The organism is Micromonospora sp. NPDC049139 (assembly GCF_055586845.1).
In genome coordinates, this window is record NZ_JBVJHK010000012.1 from 89,835 (window position 1) to 107,034 (window position 17,200).

Sequence of the window (17,200 nt, forward strand, 5' to 3'; positions counted from 1 at the left end):
CTCAGTCCAGGGTGTACAGGTAGGCGGCGATGTCCTGCGCGTCGATCGGGTCGATGCCCAGGTCCGGCATGGCGGTGCCGGGCTCGACCGCCTGCGGGTCGGCGATCCAGTGCCGCAGGTTGTCGGCGTTGTTCGGCAACGCGCCGGCGATGTAGGAGCGGGCGCCGAAGCGGGTCAGGGGCGGGCCGACCAGCCCGTTCGCCCGGTCGATGCCCGGGATGACGTGGCAGGAGCCGCACCCGTGCTCGACGATGAGCTGTGCGCCGCGCTCGGGGAAGCCGACGCGGACCTCCGGCGGTGGCGGCGGGGCGGTGCTGGCGCAGCCGGGCGCGACGAGCACGACCGGCAACACCAGCAGGACCGGCCACAGCGACCGGATTCTTCGCGTCATCACGCCCCCGCTCCGGTGACGACCGGGCCGCTCGGTTCCGGCGGGGTCACCCGGTCCGGGCTCTGCCGGTGCAGGCGCAGCAGCCAGCGTAGGAAGATGGTCAACGTCGCGACCAGCACGGCCACGTCCATCGGCGCCCACATCAGCAGGCCCGCCACCTGTTGGTCGGTGAGCGGGTTGGGGCCGAGCGCCTCGGCCGGGTAGACCGGTCGCGGCGCGAAGGTGAGCACCGCGCCCAGGGCCGAGGCCGGCAGCATCGTGGCGATCAGGAGCAGCACCGCGATCGGGGCGGGCAGGCGGTGCTGCGGCGCGCCGAGCACCGGCGCCCACAGCAGCCAGGCAGCGGTGACGAAGCAGAGATGCTCGACGGCGTGCACGAGCGGTTGCTGCAGGGCGGCGAGGTAGGGCCCGGGCAGGTGCCAGACCCACAACACCAGCGTCTGCACCCCACCGGCCAGCGCAGCCGTGGTCATCGGCCGGCGCAGCCACCGGGCGGTGGGGGCAGCCCGGAGCCGGGCCAGTCGTTGCCGTAGCGGCTGCGGGCAGGCGAGGGTCAGCGGCAGCCCGGCAGCGCCGGCGGCGAGCAGCGGCCCGGCTACCAGCAGCAGGGCCATGTGCTGGATCATGTGCCCGGTCAACGACCGCCCGGCCAGGTCGGTCAGCGGAGGGCCCTGAGCGGCGAGCGCGACCAGCACGCCGAGGCCGAAGGTGGTCACCCGCCAGCCCGGCAGGACGCGTCCCGCGCCGCGGCGCGCCCAGAGCTCGTGCACGCCGCGGCCGTAGCCGGCGGCCAGCAGGGCCAGCGTCAGCACGAGCAGGATGTCGAGCAGCCCGGCCACGACGGACGCCTCCTGCGGCACGCCGCCGGTCGCGGTCATCCCTGGCATGGCGCCAGCACCAGCAGGGCGACTCCGCCCAGGACGATGATGGTCAGGAAGAGCAGGTTCAGCCAGATTCCCACGACGGCGAGCATCCTGGTGCGGGAGACCGACCGGTCCTCGCCGTCCTGGCGGATGCGCCGCCAGGCCAGCCCGGCGGCGAGCAGCGATCCCACGGTGGCCAGCGCCGGCAGCACCACCGCCAGGGTGACGACCAGACGCAGCGGCACGGCGCCGACGCGCGTGGAGCCGGCGGCGCAGGTGAGTTCGTCGACGCCCCACGCGACGATCAGGTGTACGGCCCAGGCGAGCGCGCCGCCGAGGACCCCGTACCAGAGCAGCAGCCCGCCGGCGAGGCGGGCGCGCTGACCGGGCTGGACGCTCATCACAGCCACGGCGAGAGGTAGACGGTGAACAGGATGGCGGCCCACACCGCGTCGACGAAGTGCCAGTAGATGGCCGTGTTGCGGACCCGGTCGTGGCGGTGGCCCCCAAGGTTGCCGCCGCGCAGCGATTCGGCGAGCAGCCGGCTCAGCATGGTCAGCCCGACCAGCACGTGCAGGCCGTGGAACCCGGTGATGGCGTAGAACAGCGAGCCGTAGACGTTGGTGGTCATGGTGAACTCACGCAGCAGTTCGGCGTACTCGGTGGCCTGCAGGGCCAGGAACGTCAGCCCGAGGAGCAGGGTGGCGGCGACGCCGATGTTCAGCCGCCGGCGCTGCCCGGCGCGGATGCCGCGTTCCGCCCAGATCAGGGGCAGGCTGCTGGGCAGCAGCACCGCGGTCATCACCAGCGGGCGCAGCAGCGCCGGCTCGGCGATTCCGTCGGGGGGCCACGGCGAACCGTGCTGGAAGCGCAGGTAGAAGTAGCTGCCGAGCAGGTAGGCGAACAGGGTCGCCTCGGTGGCGACGAACATGACCATTCCCCACCAGCCGACGGAGCGGCCGGCCGGCAGTTCCGTCGTCAGCGCCTCGGCGCCGGTGGCCGCCGCGATGCCGCCTCGGGCGGCTCTCATCCGGTCACCCCCGGCTCCGCCTCTGGCCGGCGCGGCGGCCAGAGCCAGACGGCCAGCGTCGCGGCGACGGCCAGCGCGGCGGCGACGGCGACCGGGTACCAGGCGAACAACATCGCGGTGAAGAAGACGAGCAGTTCCACGGCGACCAGGAGCGGCTGCAGGGAGGCCTCGGGCATCTGGACCGCGCGTTCGCGCCGGCCGTCCAGTTCGCTGGTGATCAGCGTCGTCCGGCCGTCGGCGAGGATCCGGTCACCCGTGGCGCCCGCGCCCATCGACTCCATGCTCTGGGCGTCCCAGGCGGGGTGCAGGCTGTGCACCCGCGGCAGCACCGGGAAGTTGTAGGGCTGCGGTGGTGATGCGGTCGCCCACTCCAGGCTGTCGCCGCCCCAGGGATCGGCCGGGGCCGGCCGGCCGCGCCGGATCGCGTGCCCGACTCCGATCAGTACGAGCAGCAGCCCGACCGCGAGGAGGTACGCCCCGGCTGTGCTGACCAGGTTCCACCGCTCCCAGCCCAGCTCCCCGGGATAGGTGTAGACGCGTCGGGGCATGCCCCACAGGCCGTAGAGGTGCATCGGGAAGAACGTGACCTGCATGCCGGTGAACACCAGCCCGAAGGCCCACCGGCCGAGCCGCTCGTGGTACATCCTGCCGGTGATCTTCGGCAGCCAGTGGTAGATGCCGGCGAGGATCGGGAACAGCGCGCCGCCGACGAGCACGTAGTGGAAGTGCGCCACGACGAAGTACGAGTCGGTGATCTGCTGGTCGAAGGCGGTGATCGCGAACATGGTGCCGGTGAAGCCGCCGACCACGAAGGTCACCAGGAATCCGATCACGAACAACATCGGCACCCGGAGGACCAGCCGGCCGAGCAGCATGGTGGCCAGCCAGGCGAAGATCTGGATGCCCGACGGGATGGTGATGATCGTGCTGGCCGCGCTGAAGAAGCTGTAGGACAGCTGCGGCAGCCCGGTGGCGAACATGTGGTGCACCCACACGCCGAAGGAGATGATCGCGATGGACACGATGGAGAGCACGACCAGCGCGTAGCCGACCACGCCCCGGCGGGTGAAGGCCGGCAGCACCGCCGAGACGATGCCCAGTGCCGGCAGCACGATGATGTAGACGTCCGGATGGCCGAAGATCCAGAACAGGTGCTGCCAGAGCAGCACGTTTCCGCCGGCCTCCGGATCGAAGAAGTGGGTGCCGAACCGGCGGTCGAGGAACAGCATCGCGTTGTCCAGGTTCAACGCGGGCAACGCGAAGATCACCATGAACGCGGTGGCGACGATCGCCCAGACGAACAGCGGCACCCGGTCGAGCGACATGCCGGGGGCGCGCAGCTTCAGCGCGGTGACGATGAAGTTGATCGAGCCGGCGGTGGTGGCGATGCCGAGGAACAGCAGCCCGAGGGTGTAGACGTCGATGTTCATCCCGGGCATGCTCTGCTCACCGGCCAACGGCACGTACGCGAACCAGCCGGCGTTCGGGGCCGCGCCGAAGGGCAGGCTGGCCCACATGAACAGCCCGGCGAAGAGGAAGATCCAGTAGCCGAGCGCGTTCAGCTTCGGAAACGCCATGTCCCGCGAACCGATCATGAGCGGGACCAGGTAGTTGCCGAAGCCGAAGAGCATCGGGGTGGCGAACAGGAAGATCATCGCCGTTCCGTGCATGGTGAACAGCTGGTTGTACTCGTCCGGGGTGAGCAGGGTGGATTCGGGGCGGGCCAGTTGGGTGCGCATCGCCAGCGCGCTGATGCCGGCGAGGGCGAAGAACAGTCCGGCGGTGACCAGGTAGCGCCGCCCGATCCTCTTGTGGTCGACGGTGCCGAACCAGGCGACCAGGGACGGCCGCTCACCCCAGTGCTGTTCCAGCCGTGCCAGGTCCTCGCGGGTCGCGCCGGCCGGCGGTGCGGCAGCGGTCGACATGTCGTCACCTCCCCCGGGTGGTCACTTCAGCGACCGCAGGTACGCGATGAGGTCCGGCAGCCGCGCGGCGTCGATCGGTTGCGGCGGCATGTAGCTGCCGGGTTTGACGGTCTGCGGGTTGGCGATCCAGCCGCCGAGGTGGCCGGCGTCGTTCGGCACCGCGCCGGCGCCGAGGCTCCAGCGGGAACCGACGTCGGACAGGTCGGGACCGGCCCGGCCGTCGGCGCCGGTGCCGCGGATGGCGTGGCAGCCGGCGCAGGTGCCCTGGACGAACGCCTGCCGGCCGCGCTGTTCGGCGTCGGTCCGCGGCTGCCGGGCCGGCGAGCCGAGTCGGGCCAGCCAGGCGTCGAACTGCGGGCGGGGCTCGGCCACCACCAGGAACGCCATGTGCGCGTGCTGGGTGCCGCAGTACTCGGCGCACTGGCCACGGTAGGTGCCCGCCCGCTCGGCCTGCAGCCACGTCTCACGGGTCTCGCCGGCGATCAGGTCGGTCTTGGGCATCAGCTGCGGCACCCAGAAGCTGTGCAGCACGTCCGCGGTCCGCAGCCGCACCCGGACCCGCTCCCCCACCGGGATGTGGAGTTCGTTGGCGGTCGCCCCGTCGGTCCCCGGCACCCGCACCTCCCACCACCACTTGTGGCCGGTGACCTCGATGGTCGGCGCCTGCGGCTCCGGGCCGGCGCCGAGCATCGCCAGGTCCCGCAGCCCGACGCCGTAGACCGCGACCAGGATGAGCAGCGGAACGCCGGCGCCGGCGACGGCCACGAAGCGCAGTGGCTGGCCGTGCCGGACCCGGGTCGTCGGTGCGCGGCGGAACAGCAGCGCCCAGGCCAGCAGCGCCATCACCTCGACGAAGACCGCCAGGGCTATCCAGAACAGCAGCCACCAGGTCCGCTCGACGCGCGCGGCGCCGGTCCCCGCGGTGTCGAGCGTGGACGGCGCGTCCGTGGCGCAGGAGGTCAGGGCGAACAGCGCCGCCAGGGTGCCGAGCGCCATGACGGTGCGACGGTGCGACCGCCGCGCGGTCCCACCGGCCGTCGACGCCGCTGACCTGTCCACCGCCAGGGACGGTAGCGGCCCGAACCGCCTTGGTCCGCAATTATGCCAAAAGCCGCCTATCGCCTTCTTTGGGTCGCTAGCCTCCTGTTCGAGCGATAGCCAGCGGAAGCGCCCGGTTCGGGGCGCGGACAGGGAGATCATGCACCAGCGGGTCCTCGATCTCGTCGCGGATACCCCGCGGGCCGCCGCCGGCCGCCGCACCCTGGCCTGGATCGCCGGCGGGCTGGCCGCCGCGGCGACCCTGACCGGCGGGTTGGTGGCGCCTGCGGACCAGCTCCAGGGGCAGGCGCAGCGGCTGATGTACCTGCACGTCCCGGCCGCGTGGGTGGCGTACGCCGCCTTCACGGTCGTCCTGCTCGGCAGCGGCGCCTACCTGATCAACCGGGATCTGCGATTCGACCGGCTGGCCCGGTCGGCGGCCGAGATCGGCATCGTGCTGACCGCCGCCACGATCGCCACCGGCGCCGTCTGGGGCCATCTCGTGTGGGGCACCTGGTGGGCCTGGGATCCGCGGCTGGTGAGCAGCGCCCTGCTGCTGGCGGTGTACGCCGGCTACCTGGCGTTGCGCCGCCTGCTCAGCGAGCGGCACGCCGCGGCGGACAGCGCCGACCATCGGGTCGCCCGTTCGGTGGCCGCCGTCGGCGTTGCCGCGTTCCTGCTGGTACCGGTGGTGCACTTCTCGGTCGTCTGGTGGCGCTCCCTGCACCAGCAGGCGACGGTGCTCGCGCCGCAGCGCCCCCCGATCGACCCCCGGATGGGGACGGCTCTACTGCTCGCGGTCGCCGCCGCGACGGCCGCGGCCCTCTACGTCCTGCTGCGCCGGCTGGCAGCCCTGGAACGCCAGTCCGCCCGTGCGGTGCGGCAGGCGACCCCGGCCCGGACGCCGGTCCGGACGGGATGACCCGCCGCATCGGCCGGATCGCGGTCGGCTTGGTCGGCCTTTCCGCCGGTACCCTGTTGGCGGCCGCCGCCATGCAGGGCACTCTCACCTACTACCGCACCCCGGCGGAGGTGTCCCGGGATCCGGAGGTCCGTCAGGAACGGCTGCGGGTGAGCGGCCAGGTGGTGCCGGGCTCGCTGCGCCGCGCCTCCGATCGGACGGAGTTCCGGCTCGCGGAGGACGGCCACGAGATCGCCGTACGGCAGCGCGGTGTGCCGCCGGAGACCTTCCGGGAGGGCGAGGCGGCCGTCGTCGAAGGCCGCTTCTCCGCCGACGGGGTCTTCGACGCGGATCAGGTCGTCGTTCGGCACGGCAACGAGTACCGGCCTCCGACAACCCCGGGAGGGCCGGCGGATGGCCGGTGAGTTCGGCACCGCGAGCCTCGCCGCCGGCCTGGTCACGGCCACCCTCGCCGCCCTGCTCTGGCTGCGCGCCGGGCTGTCCGGCGGGCCGGTCAGGGTCGCGCGCGCCGCGACCGTCGCCAGTCTCCTGGCCGCCGTCCTCGGTGGCGCCGTGCTGGAGTACGCCCTGCTGCGCCACGACTTCAGCGTCCGGTTCGTGGCCGAGAACGGTGGACGGGACGTGCCGGTCTACTACACCGTCACCAGCCTCTGGTCGGCGCTGGACGGCTCGCTGCTGCTGTGGCTGGTCATCCACTGCGCGATCGCCGCGCTGCTGGCAACCCGGGCGTCGCGGTACCCGGCCCGGCTGCACGCGTACGCCATGCTCGTGGTCAGCGCGGTCGGCATGTTCTTCTTCGCGCTGACCTACTTCGCGGCGAACCCGTTCCGGGAGGTGCGGCCGGTGCCGCTCGACGGCCCCGGACCCAACCCACTGCTGCAGCAGCACCCCGCGATGGGAGTGCACCCGCCCCTGCTCTACCTGGGCTACATCGGCCTGGTCGTGCCGTTCGCGTTCGCGCTCGCCGGGCTGCTCGCCGGCCGGGACGGGCACCACTGGCTGCGCGCCGCCCGGCCCTGGGCCCTGCTCGCCTGGTCGGCGCTCACCGCCGGAATCGGGCTCGGCGCCTGGTGGTCCTACGCGGTGCTGGGCTGGGGCGGATACTGGGCCTGGGATCCGGTGGAGAACGCCTCCCTGTTGCCCTGGCTGACCGCCACCGCGCTGCTGCACACGGCGCTCGGCGGTACGCGGGCGCGGGCGGGTTGGAACGTCGTGCTGGCCTGCGCGAGCTTCCTGCTGGTGCTGCTCGGCACGTTCCTCACCCGCTCCGGCGCGGTGGCCAGCGTGCACGCGTTCACCGAGTCGCCGCTCGGACCGATGCTGCTGGGCTTCGTCGTGCTCGCCGTCGCGGTCTCGACCGTGCTGGTGGGATGGCGGGGCCCGGGCGCGGTCCCGCGGAGCCGCACGCCGGTACTGTCGCGGGGCGCGGCCGTTCTGGTCAACGGGGTCCTGCTGCTCACCATCGCGGCGATGGTGCTGGTCGGCACGATCTTCCCGCTGCTGTCCGAGTCGTTCGGTGGGATCCGGACGGCCGTCGGCCCCCGCTACTACCAGCGGACCGCGGTGCCGCTGGCCGTCGTGGTGCTCCTGGTGATGGGCGTGGTGCCCGCGGTGGTGTCGGCCCGGCGGGCGGGCGCGCTGCGCCGGCTGGGCGTGCCATTCGGCGTCGCGCTGGCCGTCGTGGCCGTGCTGGGCTGGGCCGGCCGCCCCGGTGCGCCCGCCCTCGCCGCGTTCGGGGCCGCGGCGTTCGTCCTCACCGGCCTGGCGGGGCAGGCCGCCCGGGCCGCCCGCATTGGCGCTGCCGCCCCCCGGCTGACCGCTGCGAGGCTCGGCGGAGTGCTGGCGCATGCCGGGATCGCGCTGGTCGCCGCCGGGGTCGCCGGCTCGTCGGCGTACGGCAGCAGCATCGAGCGGGAGATCCGGGTGGGCGAGGCCCTGCGCGTCGGCGGGGTCCAGGTGCGGCTGCTGGAGGTGCGCCGAACGGGCGACGCGGATCGGATGGCGGTGACCGCCCGGCTCGAGCGCGACGGCGGCGGGACACTGGCGCCGGCCCTGCGCTACTTCCCCGCCCACGACACCGCCGTCACCGTTCCGCAGATCCGCACCGGAGTGGTCCGGGACGTCTACGTCACGCTGATCGCCGCCGGCGCGGACGGCGGCAGCGCGACCGTACGGCTCGCGGTGAATCCGCTGGTGGCTCTGCTGTGGGTCGGTGGCGGGCTGACGGCGGCCGGTGGGCTGCTCGCGGTGCCGGCGGCGGTGCGGCGCCGCCCTGCGCCCGGGGCCGCCGTCCCGACCGCGGCGGCTGTCGAGCGGACGGAGGTACGGGTGTGAGCCTGCTCCGCAGGCGGCTGTGGCCAGCGCTGGTGCTGGTCGTCACCGCCGCCGTCGGCACCGGCCTCGCCGCCGGCCTCGACACGCCGGACCGGTCGGCGCCGGTCGGCGCCTCGACCGGGGACCCCGCGCCGCCGATCGCCGGCACGACCCTCGACGGGGGCCGGTTCAACCTCGCCGACGTGCGGGGGCATCCGGTGCTGGTGAACGTCTTCGCGTCCTGGTGCGGGCCCTGCCGCGACGAGTTGCCGCTGCTGGCGGAGGCCGGCCGGCAGGGCCAGCCCGCCGGGTTGCGGATCGTCGGCATCAACCTGCGCGACGGACCCGACGCGGTACGGGCGCTGCTGCGCGAGACCGGCGCGAAGGCGATGACGGTGGTGCCGGATCCCGACGGCACCCTGGCGATCGGCTGGGGGGTCCGGGGCGTGCCGGAGACCTTCCTGGTGGACCGGGACGGGCGGGTCGTGGACCGGCGCCAGGGCGTGGTCACCCGGCAGTGGCTGGAACAGCGGCTCGGCCCGCTGCTGGCCGGATGAGGCGGCGTCACGCCCTCGGCGGAGCCGTGCTGGCCGTCCTGCTGGCCGCGGCGGTCCTCGGAATGGTTCGTGCGGGCCAGCCCGCACCACGGCAGGATCCGGTCCGGTCGGTCGCCGTCGGATTGCGCTGCCCGTCCTGCCAGGGCGAGTCGGTGGCCGACTCGCGTTCCCCGATCGCCGCCGCCATGCGGCAGGTGGTGGCCGACCAGCTCGCGCGGGGCCGCGACCCTGACGACATCCGGCGCTGGTTCGTGCAGCGCTACGGCGAGGAGGTGCTGGCCGATCCGCCGGTGCGCGGTCCCGGGCTGCTGCTGTGGGTCGTACCAGCGCTGGCGCTGGTCGGCGCCGGGTACGCCGCGGTTCGGACGCTGCGCCCCCGTACGCGGGGGGCGCCGGCGCCGGCACCGACGGAACCGGCGCCGATCGGCGCGGCGGCCCGCCTGGCCTGGCGGGCGGGCTCGCTCGGTCTGGTCGCCGTCGTCGTGGCGGTGGCGGCCGCCGGGGCCCGCCTCGACGGGTCGACCGAGGGCGGCGAGCCACCGGATCCGGCGGCGGTGGCCGTGCTGCTCGCCCGGGACCTGGAGCAGCAGAGCCGCTTCGACGCGGCGGCGGAGCTGTACCGGCAGGCGTTGCGAACCCGTCCCGACGACGGGGTGCGGCTGCGGTTGGGATTCGCGTTGGTCCGCGCCGGTGACACGGCCGGCGCGGAACGGGAGGCCCGGCAGGTGCTGGCGCGCGTCCCCGATTCGCCGGACGCGCTGCTGGTGCTCGGGCTGGCCCAGCGGCGGTCCGACCGGGCCCAGGCCGAGGTGACCCTGCGCCGCTTCCTGGCCGCCGCCCCGAACCATCCCGCCGCCGCCGAGATCCGCCGGCTGCTCCCCTGACACTCGCCCGTGCCCACCCACGCGGGCGACCTCGTTCGCCGGGCGGCACCGGCGCCCGCCTCGCTCCCCCTGCGCCCGCTTGTGCCGTCGGCCTGTCGTCCGTCGGCAGAACGAGCATCCCCAGGTTCGGAGCTGCTCACCCGATCCGGTGAGTGCTGTCGGCACACAGGGACGACGAGCACTTACGGCCACCCGGCCGGATGGACTAGACCGGGGTGACAGCCCACCGGAGCTGGTTCCGTGCGCCACGGAGGAGGGAGCACCATGCAGACGCATCCGCGCGGCGGTGGCATCCACGGCGCCGAGGCGGTCGCGGAGGCGATCCTGTACGAGGGCTACCTGCTCTACCCCTATCGGCGGTCTTCGGGCAAGAACCGCGTCCGTTGGCAGTTCGGTGTCCTCGTGCCCCCCGCCTGGGCGGATGCGCAGGGCCTCGGCGACAGCACGGTGGCGGGTTCGGCCGAGTCACCGTGGCAGCAGACCGAGTGCCTGATGGAGGTCCCGGACACCGCAGTCGTCCGGATCAGGGTGCGCTTCCTGCACCTGCAGAGACGGGTGGCCGAGGAGCGGACGGCCGACGGCGGCTACCGGCCTGTCGACAGGAGAAATGCCGGGAGCCGCGTGGAACTCAGCTTCGACGAGGCCGTACCACAGGAGTTCGACCTCGAAGCGTCGGTCGCCGACCTGCGCCGCGGCCGTCGCCTCGACATCCGGGTCCCAGGCGGCGAGGACGTCGACCTGTTGGTCGACGATCGGGGCGAACCGGCGGGGCGGGTGGTGCGCCGGCGATGGCCGTTGTCCGCATCGGTCACCATCTCCGCCGTGCCGTGTCAGGCGCCCTTCCGGTTGCTGCGGCTCCGGATACACGTCGAGAACACGGACCGGACGACTCCGGCAGCCAGCCCACGCGACGAGGCGTTGCGGTGTTGCCTGCTGGCGACCCACACCCTGGCCTCCGTCAGTCAGGGTCGATTCCTGTCACTGCTCGACCCGCCCGAGTGGGCGGCGCACGCGGCGAAGGAATGCCGCAACGTGCACACCTTCCCCGTGCTGGCCGGCGAGGTCGGCACCGCTGACGTCCTGCTCTCGTCGCCGATCATCCTCTACGACCATCCGCAGATCGCACCGGAGAGCCCGGGCGATCTGCACGACGCGACCGAGATCGACGAGATCCTCTCGCTGCGTACGCTCACGCTCACCGACGCCGAGAAGCGGGAGGTGCGGGCCACCGATCCCCGGGCCGCCGCGATCCTCGACCGCGTCGACGCCATGCCGCCCGAGGTGTTCGCGCGGTTGCACGGCGCCGTTCGGAGCCTGGAGCCCGTGCGGCGAGACGGCGGTACCGCCACCTCACCACGCTGGTGGGAGCCCGGTGCCGATGCGGGGATCGCGCCGGAGAGCGACACCGTCCTGGTCGATGGCACCCTGCTGTCCCGGGGCAGCCGGGTTCGGTTGCGCCCCCGGAAACGCGGCACCGACGCGCACGACATGTTTCTGGAGGGCCGCACCGGCCGGGTGGAGCAGGTCCTGCTCGACGTCGACGGGTCACGGTTCCTGGCCGTGACGGTGGACGACGACCCGGGCGCCGAACTGCACCAGTGGTACGGGCGGCTACGCCATTTCCGTGCCGAAGAGGTCGAGCCGTTGGCCGGCGAGGTGGAGGCGCCGTGAGGAGCAACGGCAGCGGGCGGATCCTGGTCGCCGGCATCGGCAACATCTTCCTCGGCGACGACGCCTTCGGCGTCGAGGTCGTCCGGCGCCTCCGGGACGCTGTCCTGCCGGAGATGGTGGATGTGTCCGATTACGGCATCCGGGGGATGCATCTGGCCTACGATCTGCTGGACGGCCGCCACGACGTGTTGGTCATGGTGGACGCGTTGCCACTGAACGAGGCGCCTGGCACGTTGGCCGTCCTCCACGTGGACCTCGACGACCCTGGCTGGACGCTGGGGCCGGCGGACGCGCTGGCGGCACCGGCAGCCGACGGGCACGGGATGGATCCGGAGTCGGTGCTCCGGTTGCTGCGCAGCCTGGGCGGCACCGTCGGCCGCGTCTTGGTCGTGGGATGCCAGCCCGCTGTCATGGACGAGCGCATGGAACTGTCGGCGCCGGTCGCCGAGGCTCTCGACGAGGCAGCCCGGATGGTGGTCGGGGTCGTGGAGGAGGAAGCCGCACGGCTCGGTGCCGCGGCGGAGCAGCGGGAGACGACCCAGCAGACGTCAGCCGAGAGGGAGGTGACCGCGCATGCATGAGACGGGGCTGTCCGAGGCGATCGTGACCGCCGCGGTGCGCAGAGCCGCGGGCCGCCGGGTCACCGGGCTACGGGTGCGGATCGGGGGTCACCCGGTGGACCCGGAGATCGTCGCGCAGGGCATCCAGTTGGCCGCGGCCGGCACCATCGCCGCGGACGCCGCCGTCGACCTGGTCCTGGAGCCGATGACGGTGACGTGCCATGACTGCGGTCGCAGCGGGCCGGTCGACGACCACCTCGCGATGGTCGCCTGTCCGGGGTGCGGCGGCGTGGACATCGATGTCACCGGCAGCGACGACGTCGTCCTGGAGTCCATCACCGTGAACTCCGGCGCACGAAAGCCGGCCTGATGGACGCCGTCGAACTGCTGCGGCATGACCACCGCGTGGTCGAGCAGTTGTTCCGAGACTATCGGGCGGCGGCCTCCGACGCCCAGCGGCGCGGGGTGGTCGACGTCCTCATCCGGGAGCTGTCGAAGCACGCCGCGCTCGAGGAGGTCCTCTTCTATCCCTTCGCCGCGAAGGTGTTGGACGACGGGCAGGTCGACGGACACCTCGCGGGGCATGCGCCCATCAAGGAGCTGCTGCTTCAACTGGACCGGTGCGGGGTCGGCGATCCGGCGCAGGACCAGCTGATGGAGCGGCTGGCGTCCGCCGTCGCCCGGCACGTGCGTGACGACGAGAACCAGCTCATGCCGCTGCTGTGCCGGCAGGCGGACGAACAGGCACTCCGCGAGCTGGGGCAGGAGATCGACCGGGGCAAGCAGCGCGCTCCCACGCGTCCGCACCCGCACGCACCGGACAGGCCTCCGGCGCTGGCCCTCGCGGCGCCGCTGGCAGCCATCTACGACCGGCTTCGGGACCGGATGCAAGGGAGGCCCCGCACATGACGCAGGGTATGCGCGACACCGGCGCGGTGATCCCGCACGAGAACGGGTTTGACGAGGTCACTGTTCTCTGGATCTCCGAGGGCATGAGTTGCGACGGAGATTCCGTGTCGATGACCGCCTCCGGTCAGCCGGCGATCGAGGACATCGTCCTCGGGCTCGTTCCCGGTCTGCCGAGGGTCAACCTGCACAACAAGGTGCTGTCGCCGACGGCCGGCGGCGAGGAGTTCCTGGCGCCGTACCGGAAAGCGGCTCGTGGGGAGATGATCGAGCCGTTCATCCTCGTCATCGAAGGATCGATCCCGAACGAGAACATCAACGGCGACGGGTACTGGACGTCGTTCGGCAACGACGAGAACACCGGTGAGCCGCTGACCTTGAACTGGTGGATCGACCGGCTCGCGCCGAAGGCCTGGGCGGTCGTCGCGGCCGGCACGTGCGCGACGTACGGCGGCATCCACGCCATGGCGGGCAACCCGACGGGGTGCATGGGCCTGGCCGACTATCTCGGGTGGGACTTCCGGTCCCAGGGCGGCTTGCCGATCGTCAACGTGCCCGGCTGCCCGATCCAGCCGGAGAACTTCATGGAGACCCTGACCTGGGTGCTCTACCACGCCGCCGGCTCGGCCCCGCCTCCGCCGCTGGACCACATGCTGCGGCCGCAGTGGCTGTTCGGCAAGACCGTGCACGAGGGCTGTGACCGGGCCGCCTACTACGAGCAGGCCGACTTCGCCAAGGACTACAACTCGCCCAAGTGCCAGGTGAAGATCGGCTGTTGGGGGCCGGTCATCAACTGCAACGTCCCGAAGCGCGGCTGGATGGGCGGCGTCGGTGGCTGCCCCAACGTCGGCGGCATCTGCATCGGCTGCACCATGCCGGGATTCCCCGACAAGTTCATGCCGTTCATGGACATGCCTCCCGGTGGCAGCCTGTCGACGCTGCTCATCAAGCCGTACGGCGCGTTGATCCGCCGGCTGCGCGGCATCACCAACGTGACCGCCAACAAGGAACCGAAGTGGCACCACAACGGCCCGGAGCTCACCAGCGGCTACAACCCCCGGTGGCGCCCGTACGGCCCGGCGGACCCCCGGCGTCAGGCAGCAGAGGAGAGGTACCGACCGTGACAGCGACGGAAGCCAAGAAGGCCACCGGCCAGAAACCCGGCGAACTGGTGGAGATGGCCTGGGATCCGATCACCCGGATCATCGGCAACCTCGGCGTCTACACGAAGATCGACTTCGCGAACCGCGTGGTCGCCGAATGCCACACCACGTCGTCGCTGTTCCGCGGCTACTCGGTATTCATGAAGGGGAAGGATCCCCGCGACGCCGGCTTCATCACCAGCCGGATCTGCGGCATCTGCGGCGACAACCACACGACCTGCTCCGTCTACGCGCAGAACATGGCGTACGGCATCAAGACCCCGCCCCTGGCCGAGTGGATCATCAACCTCGGCGAGGCCGCCGAGTACATGTTCGACCACACCCTGTTCCAGGACAATCTCGTCTTCGTCGACTTCTGCGAGGCGATGGTCAAGCAGACCAACCCGAGTGTGCTGGCCCGCGCCGAGAAGACCCCGGCACCGGGCCGGGACATCCACGGCTACCGGACGATCGCCGACATCATGCGGGCCTACAACCCGTTCGAGGGCGAGGTGTACAAGGAGGCGCTGAAGGTCAGTCGGACTACCCGGGAGATGTTCTGCCTGATGGAGGGCCGGCACGTCCACCCGTCGACGGTCTATCCCGGCGGCGTCGGCACGATGCCGCAGCCGACGCTGTTCACCGACTACCTGAGCCGGCTGATCAGCATCCTGGACTTCGTCAAGAAGGCCGTCGCCATGAACGACGACATCTTCGACTTCTGGTACGAGGCGCTGCCCGGCTACGAGGAGGTCGGTCGCCGCCGGGTCCTGCTCGGCTGCTGGGGCGCGTTCCAGAACCCCGACGTCGTCGACTACCGCTACGAGACCATGACGACCTGGGGACGGGCGATGCACGTCACGCCTGGCATCGTCGTCGACGGCAAGCTGCTCACCACGGACCTGGTCGACATCAACCTCGGCATCCGGATCCTGCTCGGCAGCTCCTACTACAAGGACTGGGCCGGCCAGGAGGAACCGTTCGTCAAGTACGACCCGCTCGGCAATCCGGTCGACATCCGCCATCCCTGGAACCAGACCACCCTGCCTGACCCGCAGAAACGCGATTTCGACGACAAGTACAGCTGGGTGATGAGCCCCCGCTGGTTCGACAGGAGCAGCGGGGAGCATCTCGCGCTGGACACCGGAGGCGGCTGCTTCGCCCGGCTGTACACCACGGCGCTCGCGAAAATGGTCGACACCCCGTACGTCAAGTCGACCGGGCAGAGCGTGCTGATCTCGCTTCCGAAGAGCCAGCGGCTGCCCGAGATGACGTTGGAGTGGAAGATCCCGCGCTGGTCGAACGCGCTGGAGCGGGACCGCTCACGGGCCTACTTCATCGCGTACGCCGCGGCGATGTCGCTGTACTTCCTGGAACGGGCGATGGAGCGGATGCGCGGCGGCGACATGCGGGTCTTCGCCGAGTTCGACGTGCCGGACGAGGCCATCGGCTGCGGCTTCCACGAGGCCGTCCGGGGCACCCTGTCGCACCACCTCGTGATCAGGGATCGCAAGATCGCCAACTACCATCCGTACCCGCCCACGCCGTGGAACGGCAGTCCCCGCGACAGCTACGGCACACCCGGTCCGTACGAGGACGCGATCCAGAACATGCCCATCTTCGAGGAGAACGGCCCGGAGAACTTCAAGGGTGTGGACATCATGCGGGCGGTGCGCAGTTTCGATCCGTGCCTGCCGTGCGGGGTGCACATGTACGTCGGCGGCGGTCGTACCCTGAAAAAGATCCACTCGCCGATGTTCGGCGCGTCCCATGGGTGAGCAGCCGGACCTCCAGCGTCTCGACGACGCGGCCGTCGAGCCGCGGCTGGCCCGCTTGGACGCTGTGCTCGGCCAGCTCGAGCAGACCCCCGGCCGCACCGCCGAGCTGGCGTTGGAAGCGGTCGAGATCCTGACCGAGGTGTACGGCGAGGCGCTGGCCCGGGTCACCGATCTCGCCGCCGACAGCGCCGGCCCGCTCGACCGGCTCACCGACGACGAGCTGCTGCGGCACCTGCTGCTGCTGCACCGCATCCACCCGGATCCGCTGGAAGGGCGCGTGGCCCGTGCGGTCGACGATCTCCGGCCGCAGCTGCGCGCGCAGGGTGCCGAGATCGCGTTGGTCGGTGTCCAGGACGAGGTGGCGCGGATCAGCCTGTCGGCGAGTTCGTGCGGCGGTGGCGGCGCTGCGCTGCGTGACCTGGTGCGGGAACAGGTGTTGACGTTCGCGCCGGAGCTGTCCGCGGTGGACGTGGCGGCGCCCGCGCCGGCTCCGGCGCTGATCCCGGTCGCCGCCCTGTGGCAGCGGCCGGACCGGACCGCGGAGGCGACGACGAGCGAGGTGGAGCAGGCCGCGGGGCCGCTGGCGTTGGACAGCACGGCATGACGGCCGGCGCCCTGCAGCGGGCGATCCGTCGCGCGAGACAGCGCGCGGCGGCGGTCGAGCGCTGCGGCATGTGCGCCGGGCCGGTCGGCCCGGAACACCGGCACGTGTGGGACGAGCAGGACGGGGAGCTGATGTGCGCCTGCACGCCGTGCTCCCTTCTGTTCGACCGCGAGGCGGCCGGCGCCGGCCGGTACCAGCTCGTCCCCACCCACGGCAGACGGTTGACCGGCCTGTCCGTTGCCGAACTCGGCGTGCCGGTCGGTTTGGTGTTCTTCGTGAAGCGGCAGGACGGCCGAGTGCTCGGTCACTACCCGAGTCCGCTCGGCACCACCGAGTCGGAGATCGATGCCGGCGCCTGGCGGGCGATCGAGGCACTGTCACCCGCGCTGGCCGAGCTGAAGCCACGGGTCGAGGCGTTCCTGGTGTGGACGGGGCCGCCGCGCGGCGACGGCCAACAGTGGGTGGTGCCGGTCGACGACTGCTTCCGACTTGTCGCGCTGATCCGCCGGCACTGGACGGGCATGTCGGGGGGAAGCGCGGTGTGGCGGGAGATTCCCGGGTTCTTCGACGATCTCGGCCGACGACACGATCGGCCGTCCGGCAACGACTGATGAAG

Annotated in this window: 19 protein-coding genes; 13 read left to right on the top strand and 6 right to left on the bottom strand. The window is 72.1% G+C overall.

Going from position 1 to position 17,200, the window contains the following annotated elements:
• Position 1 precedes the first annotated feature (1 nt).
• The 6 genes from ACZ6Q9_RS20630 to ACZ6Q9_RS20655 are packed head-to-tail and all read right to left on the bottom strand — an operon-like array spanning position 2 to position 5,205.
• Positions 2 to 391: a c-type cytochrome gene (locus ACZ6Q9_RS20630; RefSeq protein ID WP_393262377.1), complete on the bottom strand. Its 390-nt coding sequence runs from the start codon at positions 389 to 391 to the stop codon at positions 2 to 4.
• Positions 391 to 1,269 carry a cytochrome c oxidase assembly protein gene (locus ACZ6Q9_RS20635; protein WP_396829390.1) on the bottom strand — a complete coding sequence of 293 codons (879 nt, stop codon included), beginning with the start codon at positions 1,267 to 1,269 and terminating at the stop codon, positions 391 to 393. The genes ACZ6Q9_RS20630 and ACZ6Q9_RS20635 overlap by 1 nt, the downstream gene beginning before the upstream one ends.
• Positions 1,266 to 1,655 carry a hypothetical protein gene (locus ACZ6Q9_RS20640; RefSeq protein ID WP_396829391.1) on the bottom strand — a complete coding sequence of 130 codons (390 nt, stop codon included), beginning with the start codon at positions 1,653 to 1,655 and terminating at the stop codon, positions 1,266 to 1,268. Before ACZ6Q9_RS20640 ends, ACZ6Q9_RS20635 begins: the two co-directional genes overlap by 4 nt.
• Positions 1,655 to 2,284: a heme-copper oxidase subunit III gene (locus ACZ6Q9_RS20645; RefSeq protein ID WP_396829392.1), complete on the bottom strand. Its 630-nt coding sequence runs from the start codon at positions 2,282 to 2,284 to the stop codon at positions 1,655 to 1,657. Before ACZ6Q9_RS20645 ends, ACZ6Q9_RS20640 begins: the two co-directional genes overlap by 1 nt.
• On the bottom strand, positions 2,281 to 4,209 hold the full coding sequence (ctaD, locus tag ACZ6Q9_RS20650) for a cytochrome c oxidase subunit I (protein WP_396829393.1): 1,929 nt from the start codon (positions 4,207 to 4,209) through the stop codon (positions 2,281 to 2,283). The genes ACZ6Q9_RS20645 and ctaD overlap by 4 nt, the downstream gene beginning before the upstream one ends.
• Before the next feature lie 21 nt (positions 4,210 to 4,230).
• The gene (locus ACZ6Q9_RS20655) at positions 4,231 to 5,205 is read right to left on the bottom strand and encodes a cytochrome c oxidase subunit II (RefSeq protein WP_396829394.1); all 975 of its coding nucleotides are present in this window, start codon (positions 5,203 to 5,205) and stop codon (positions 4,231 to 4,233) included.
• A 202-nt stretch (positions 5,206 to 5,407) separates the two neighbouring features.
• On the opposite strand from ACZ6Q9_RS20655, the gene ccsA reads away from it, so the two are divergent.
• The 13 genes from ccsA to ACZ6Q9_RS20720 all read left to right on the top strand — a co-directional run bounded on the left by ccsA (position 5,408) and on the right by ACZ6Q9_RS20720 (position 17,195).
• On the top strand, positions 5,408 to 6,169 hold the full coding sequence (ccsA, locus tag ACZ6Q9_RS20660) for a cytochrome c biogenesis protein CcsA (protein WP_396829395.1): 762 nt from the start codon (positions 5,408 to 5,410) through the stop codon (positions 6,167 to 6,169).
• The gene (locus ACZ6Q9_RS20665; protein ID WP_396829396.1) at positions 6,166 to 6,573 is read left to right on the top strand and encodes a cytochrome c maturation protein CcmE; all 408 of its coding nucleotides are present in this window, start codon (positions 6,166 to 6,168) and stop codon (positions 6,571 to 6,573) included. The genes ccsA and ACZ6Q9_RS20665 overlap by 4 nt, the downstream gene beginning before the upstream one ends.
• Positions 6,563 to 8,503: a heme lyase CcmF/NrfE family subunit gene (locus tag ACZ6Q9_RS20670; protein WP_396829397.1), complete on the top strand. Its 1,941-nt coding sequence runs from the start codon at positions 6,563 to 6,565 to the stop codon at positions 8,501 to 8,503. Before ACZ6Q9_RS20665 ends, ACZ6Q9_RS20670 begins: the two co-directional genes overlap by 11 nt.
• Complete coding sequence (locus ACZ6Q9_RS20675) at positions 8,500 to 9,039, top strand: TlpA family protein disulfide reductase (protein ID WP_396829398.1); 540 nt, start codon at positions 8,500 to 8,502, stop codon at positions 9,037 to 9,039. The genes ACZ6Q9_RS20670 and ACZ6Q9_RS20675 overlap by 4 nt, the downstream gene beginning before the upstream one ends.
• Complete coding sequence (locus ACZ6Q9_RS20680; RefSeq protein WP_396829399.1) at positions 9,036 to 9,923, top strand: cytochrome c-type biogenesis protein CcmH; 888 nt, start codon at positions 9,036 to 9,038, stop codon at positions 9,921 to 9,923. The genes ACZ6Q9_RS20675 and ACZ6Q9_RS20680 overlap by 4 nt, the downstream gene beginning before the upstream one ends.
• 264 nt (positions 9,924 to 10,187) lie before the next feature.
• Positions 10,188 to 11,594 carry a hypothetical protein gene (locus tag ACZ6Q9_RS20685; RefSeq protein WP_396829400.1) on the top strand — a complete coding sequence of 469 codons (1,407 nt, stop codon included), beginning with the start codon at positions 10,188 to 10,190 and terminating at the stop codon, positions 11,592 to 11,594.
• Positions 11,591 to 12,175, top strand: coding sequence for a hydrogenase maturation protease (locus ACZ6Q9_RS20690; RefSeq protein ID WP_396829401.1), 585 nt, complete (start codon positions 11,591 to 11,593; stop codon positions 12,173 to 12,175). The genes ACZ6Q9_RS20685 and ACZ6Q9_RS20690 overlap by 4 nt, the downstream gene beginning before the upstream one ends.
• On the top strand, positions 12,168 to 12,524 hold the full coding sequence (locus ACZ6Q9_RS20695; protein WP_393262411.1) for a hydrogenase/urease maturation nickel metallochaperone HypA: 357 nt from the start codon (positions 12,168 to 12,170) through the stop codon (positions 12,522 to 12,524). Before ACZ6Q9_RS20690 ends, ACZ6Q9_RS20695 begins: the two co-directional genes overlap by 8 nt.
• Entirely contained in the window at positions 12,524 to 13,063 is a 540-nt protein-coding gene (locus ACZ6Q9_RS20700) for a hemerythrin domain-containing protein (protein ID WP_396829402.1), read from the top strand. The genes ACZ6Q9_RS20695 and ACZ6Q9_RS20700 overlap by 1 nt, the downstream gene beginning before the upstream one ends.
• The gene (locus tag ACZ6Q9_RS20705; protein ID WP_393262416.1) at positions 13,060 to 14,184 is read left to right on the top strand and encodes an NADH-quinone oxidoreductase subunit B family protein; all 1,125 of its coding nucleotides are present in this window, start codon (positions 13,060 to 13,062) and stop codon (positions 14,182 to 14,184) included. The genes ACZ6Q9_RS20700 and ACZ6Q9_RS20705 overlap by 4 nt, the downstream gene beginning before the upstream one ends.
• Positions 14,181 to 15,980, top strand: a complete 1,800-nt coding sequence (locus ACZ6Q9_RS20710; protein ID WP_393449549.1) for a nickel-dependent hydrogenase large subunit — start codon at positions 14,181 to 14,183, stop codon at positions 15,978 to 15,980. Before ACZ6Q9_RS20705 ends, ACZ6Q9_RS20710 begins: the two co-directional genes overlap by 4 nt.
• A complete protein-coding gene (locus ACZ6Q9_RS20715; protein WP_396829403.1) occupies positions 15,973 to 16,584 on the top strand; it encodes a hypothetical protein in 612 nt (203 codons plus the stop codon). The genes ACZ6Q9_RS20710 and ACZ6Q9_RS20715 overlap by 8 nt, the downstream gene beginning before the upstream one ends.
• Positions 16,581 to 17,195, top strand: coding sequence for a DUF5947 family protein (locus tag ACZ6Q9_RS20720; protein WP_393449543.1), 615 nt, complete (start codon positions 16,581 to 16,583; stop codon positions 17,193 to 17,195). The genes ACZ6Q9_RS20715 and ACZ6Q9_RS20720 overlap by 4 nt, the downstream gene beginning before the upstream one ends.
• Positions 17,196 to 17,200 lie beyond the last annotated feature (5 nt).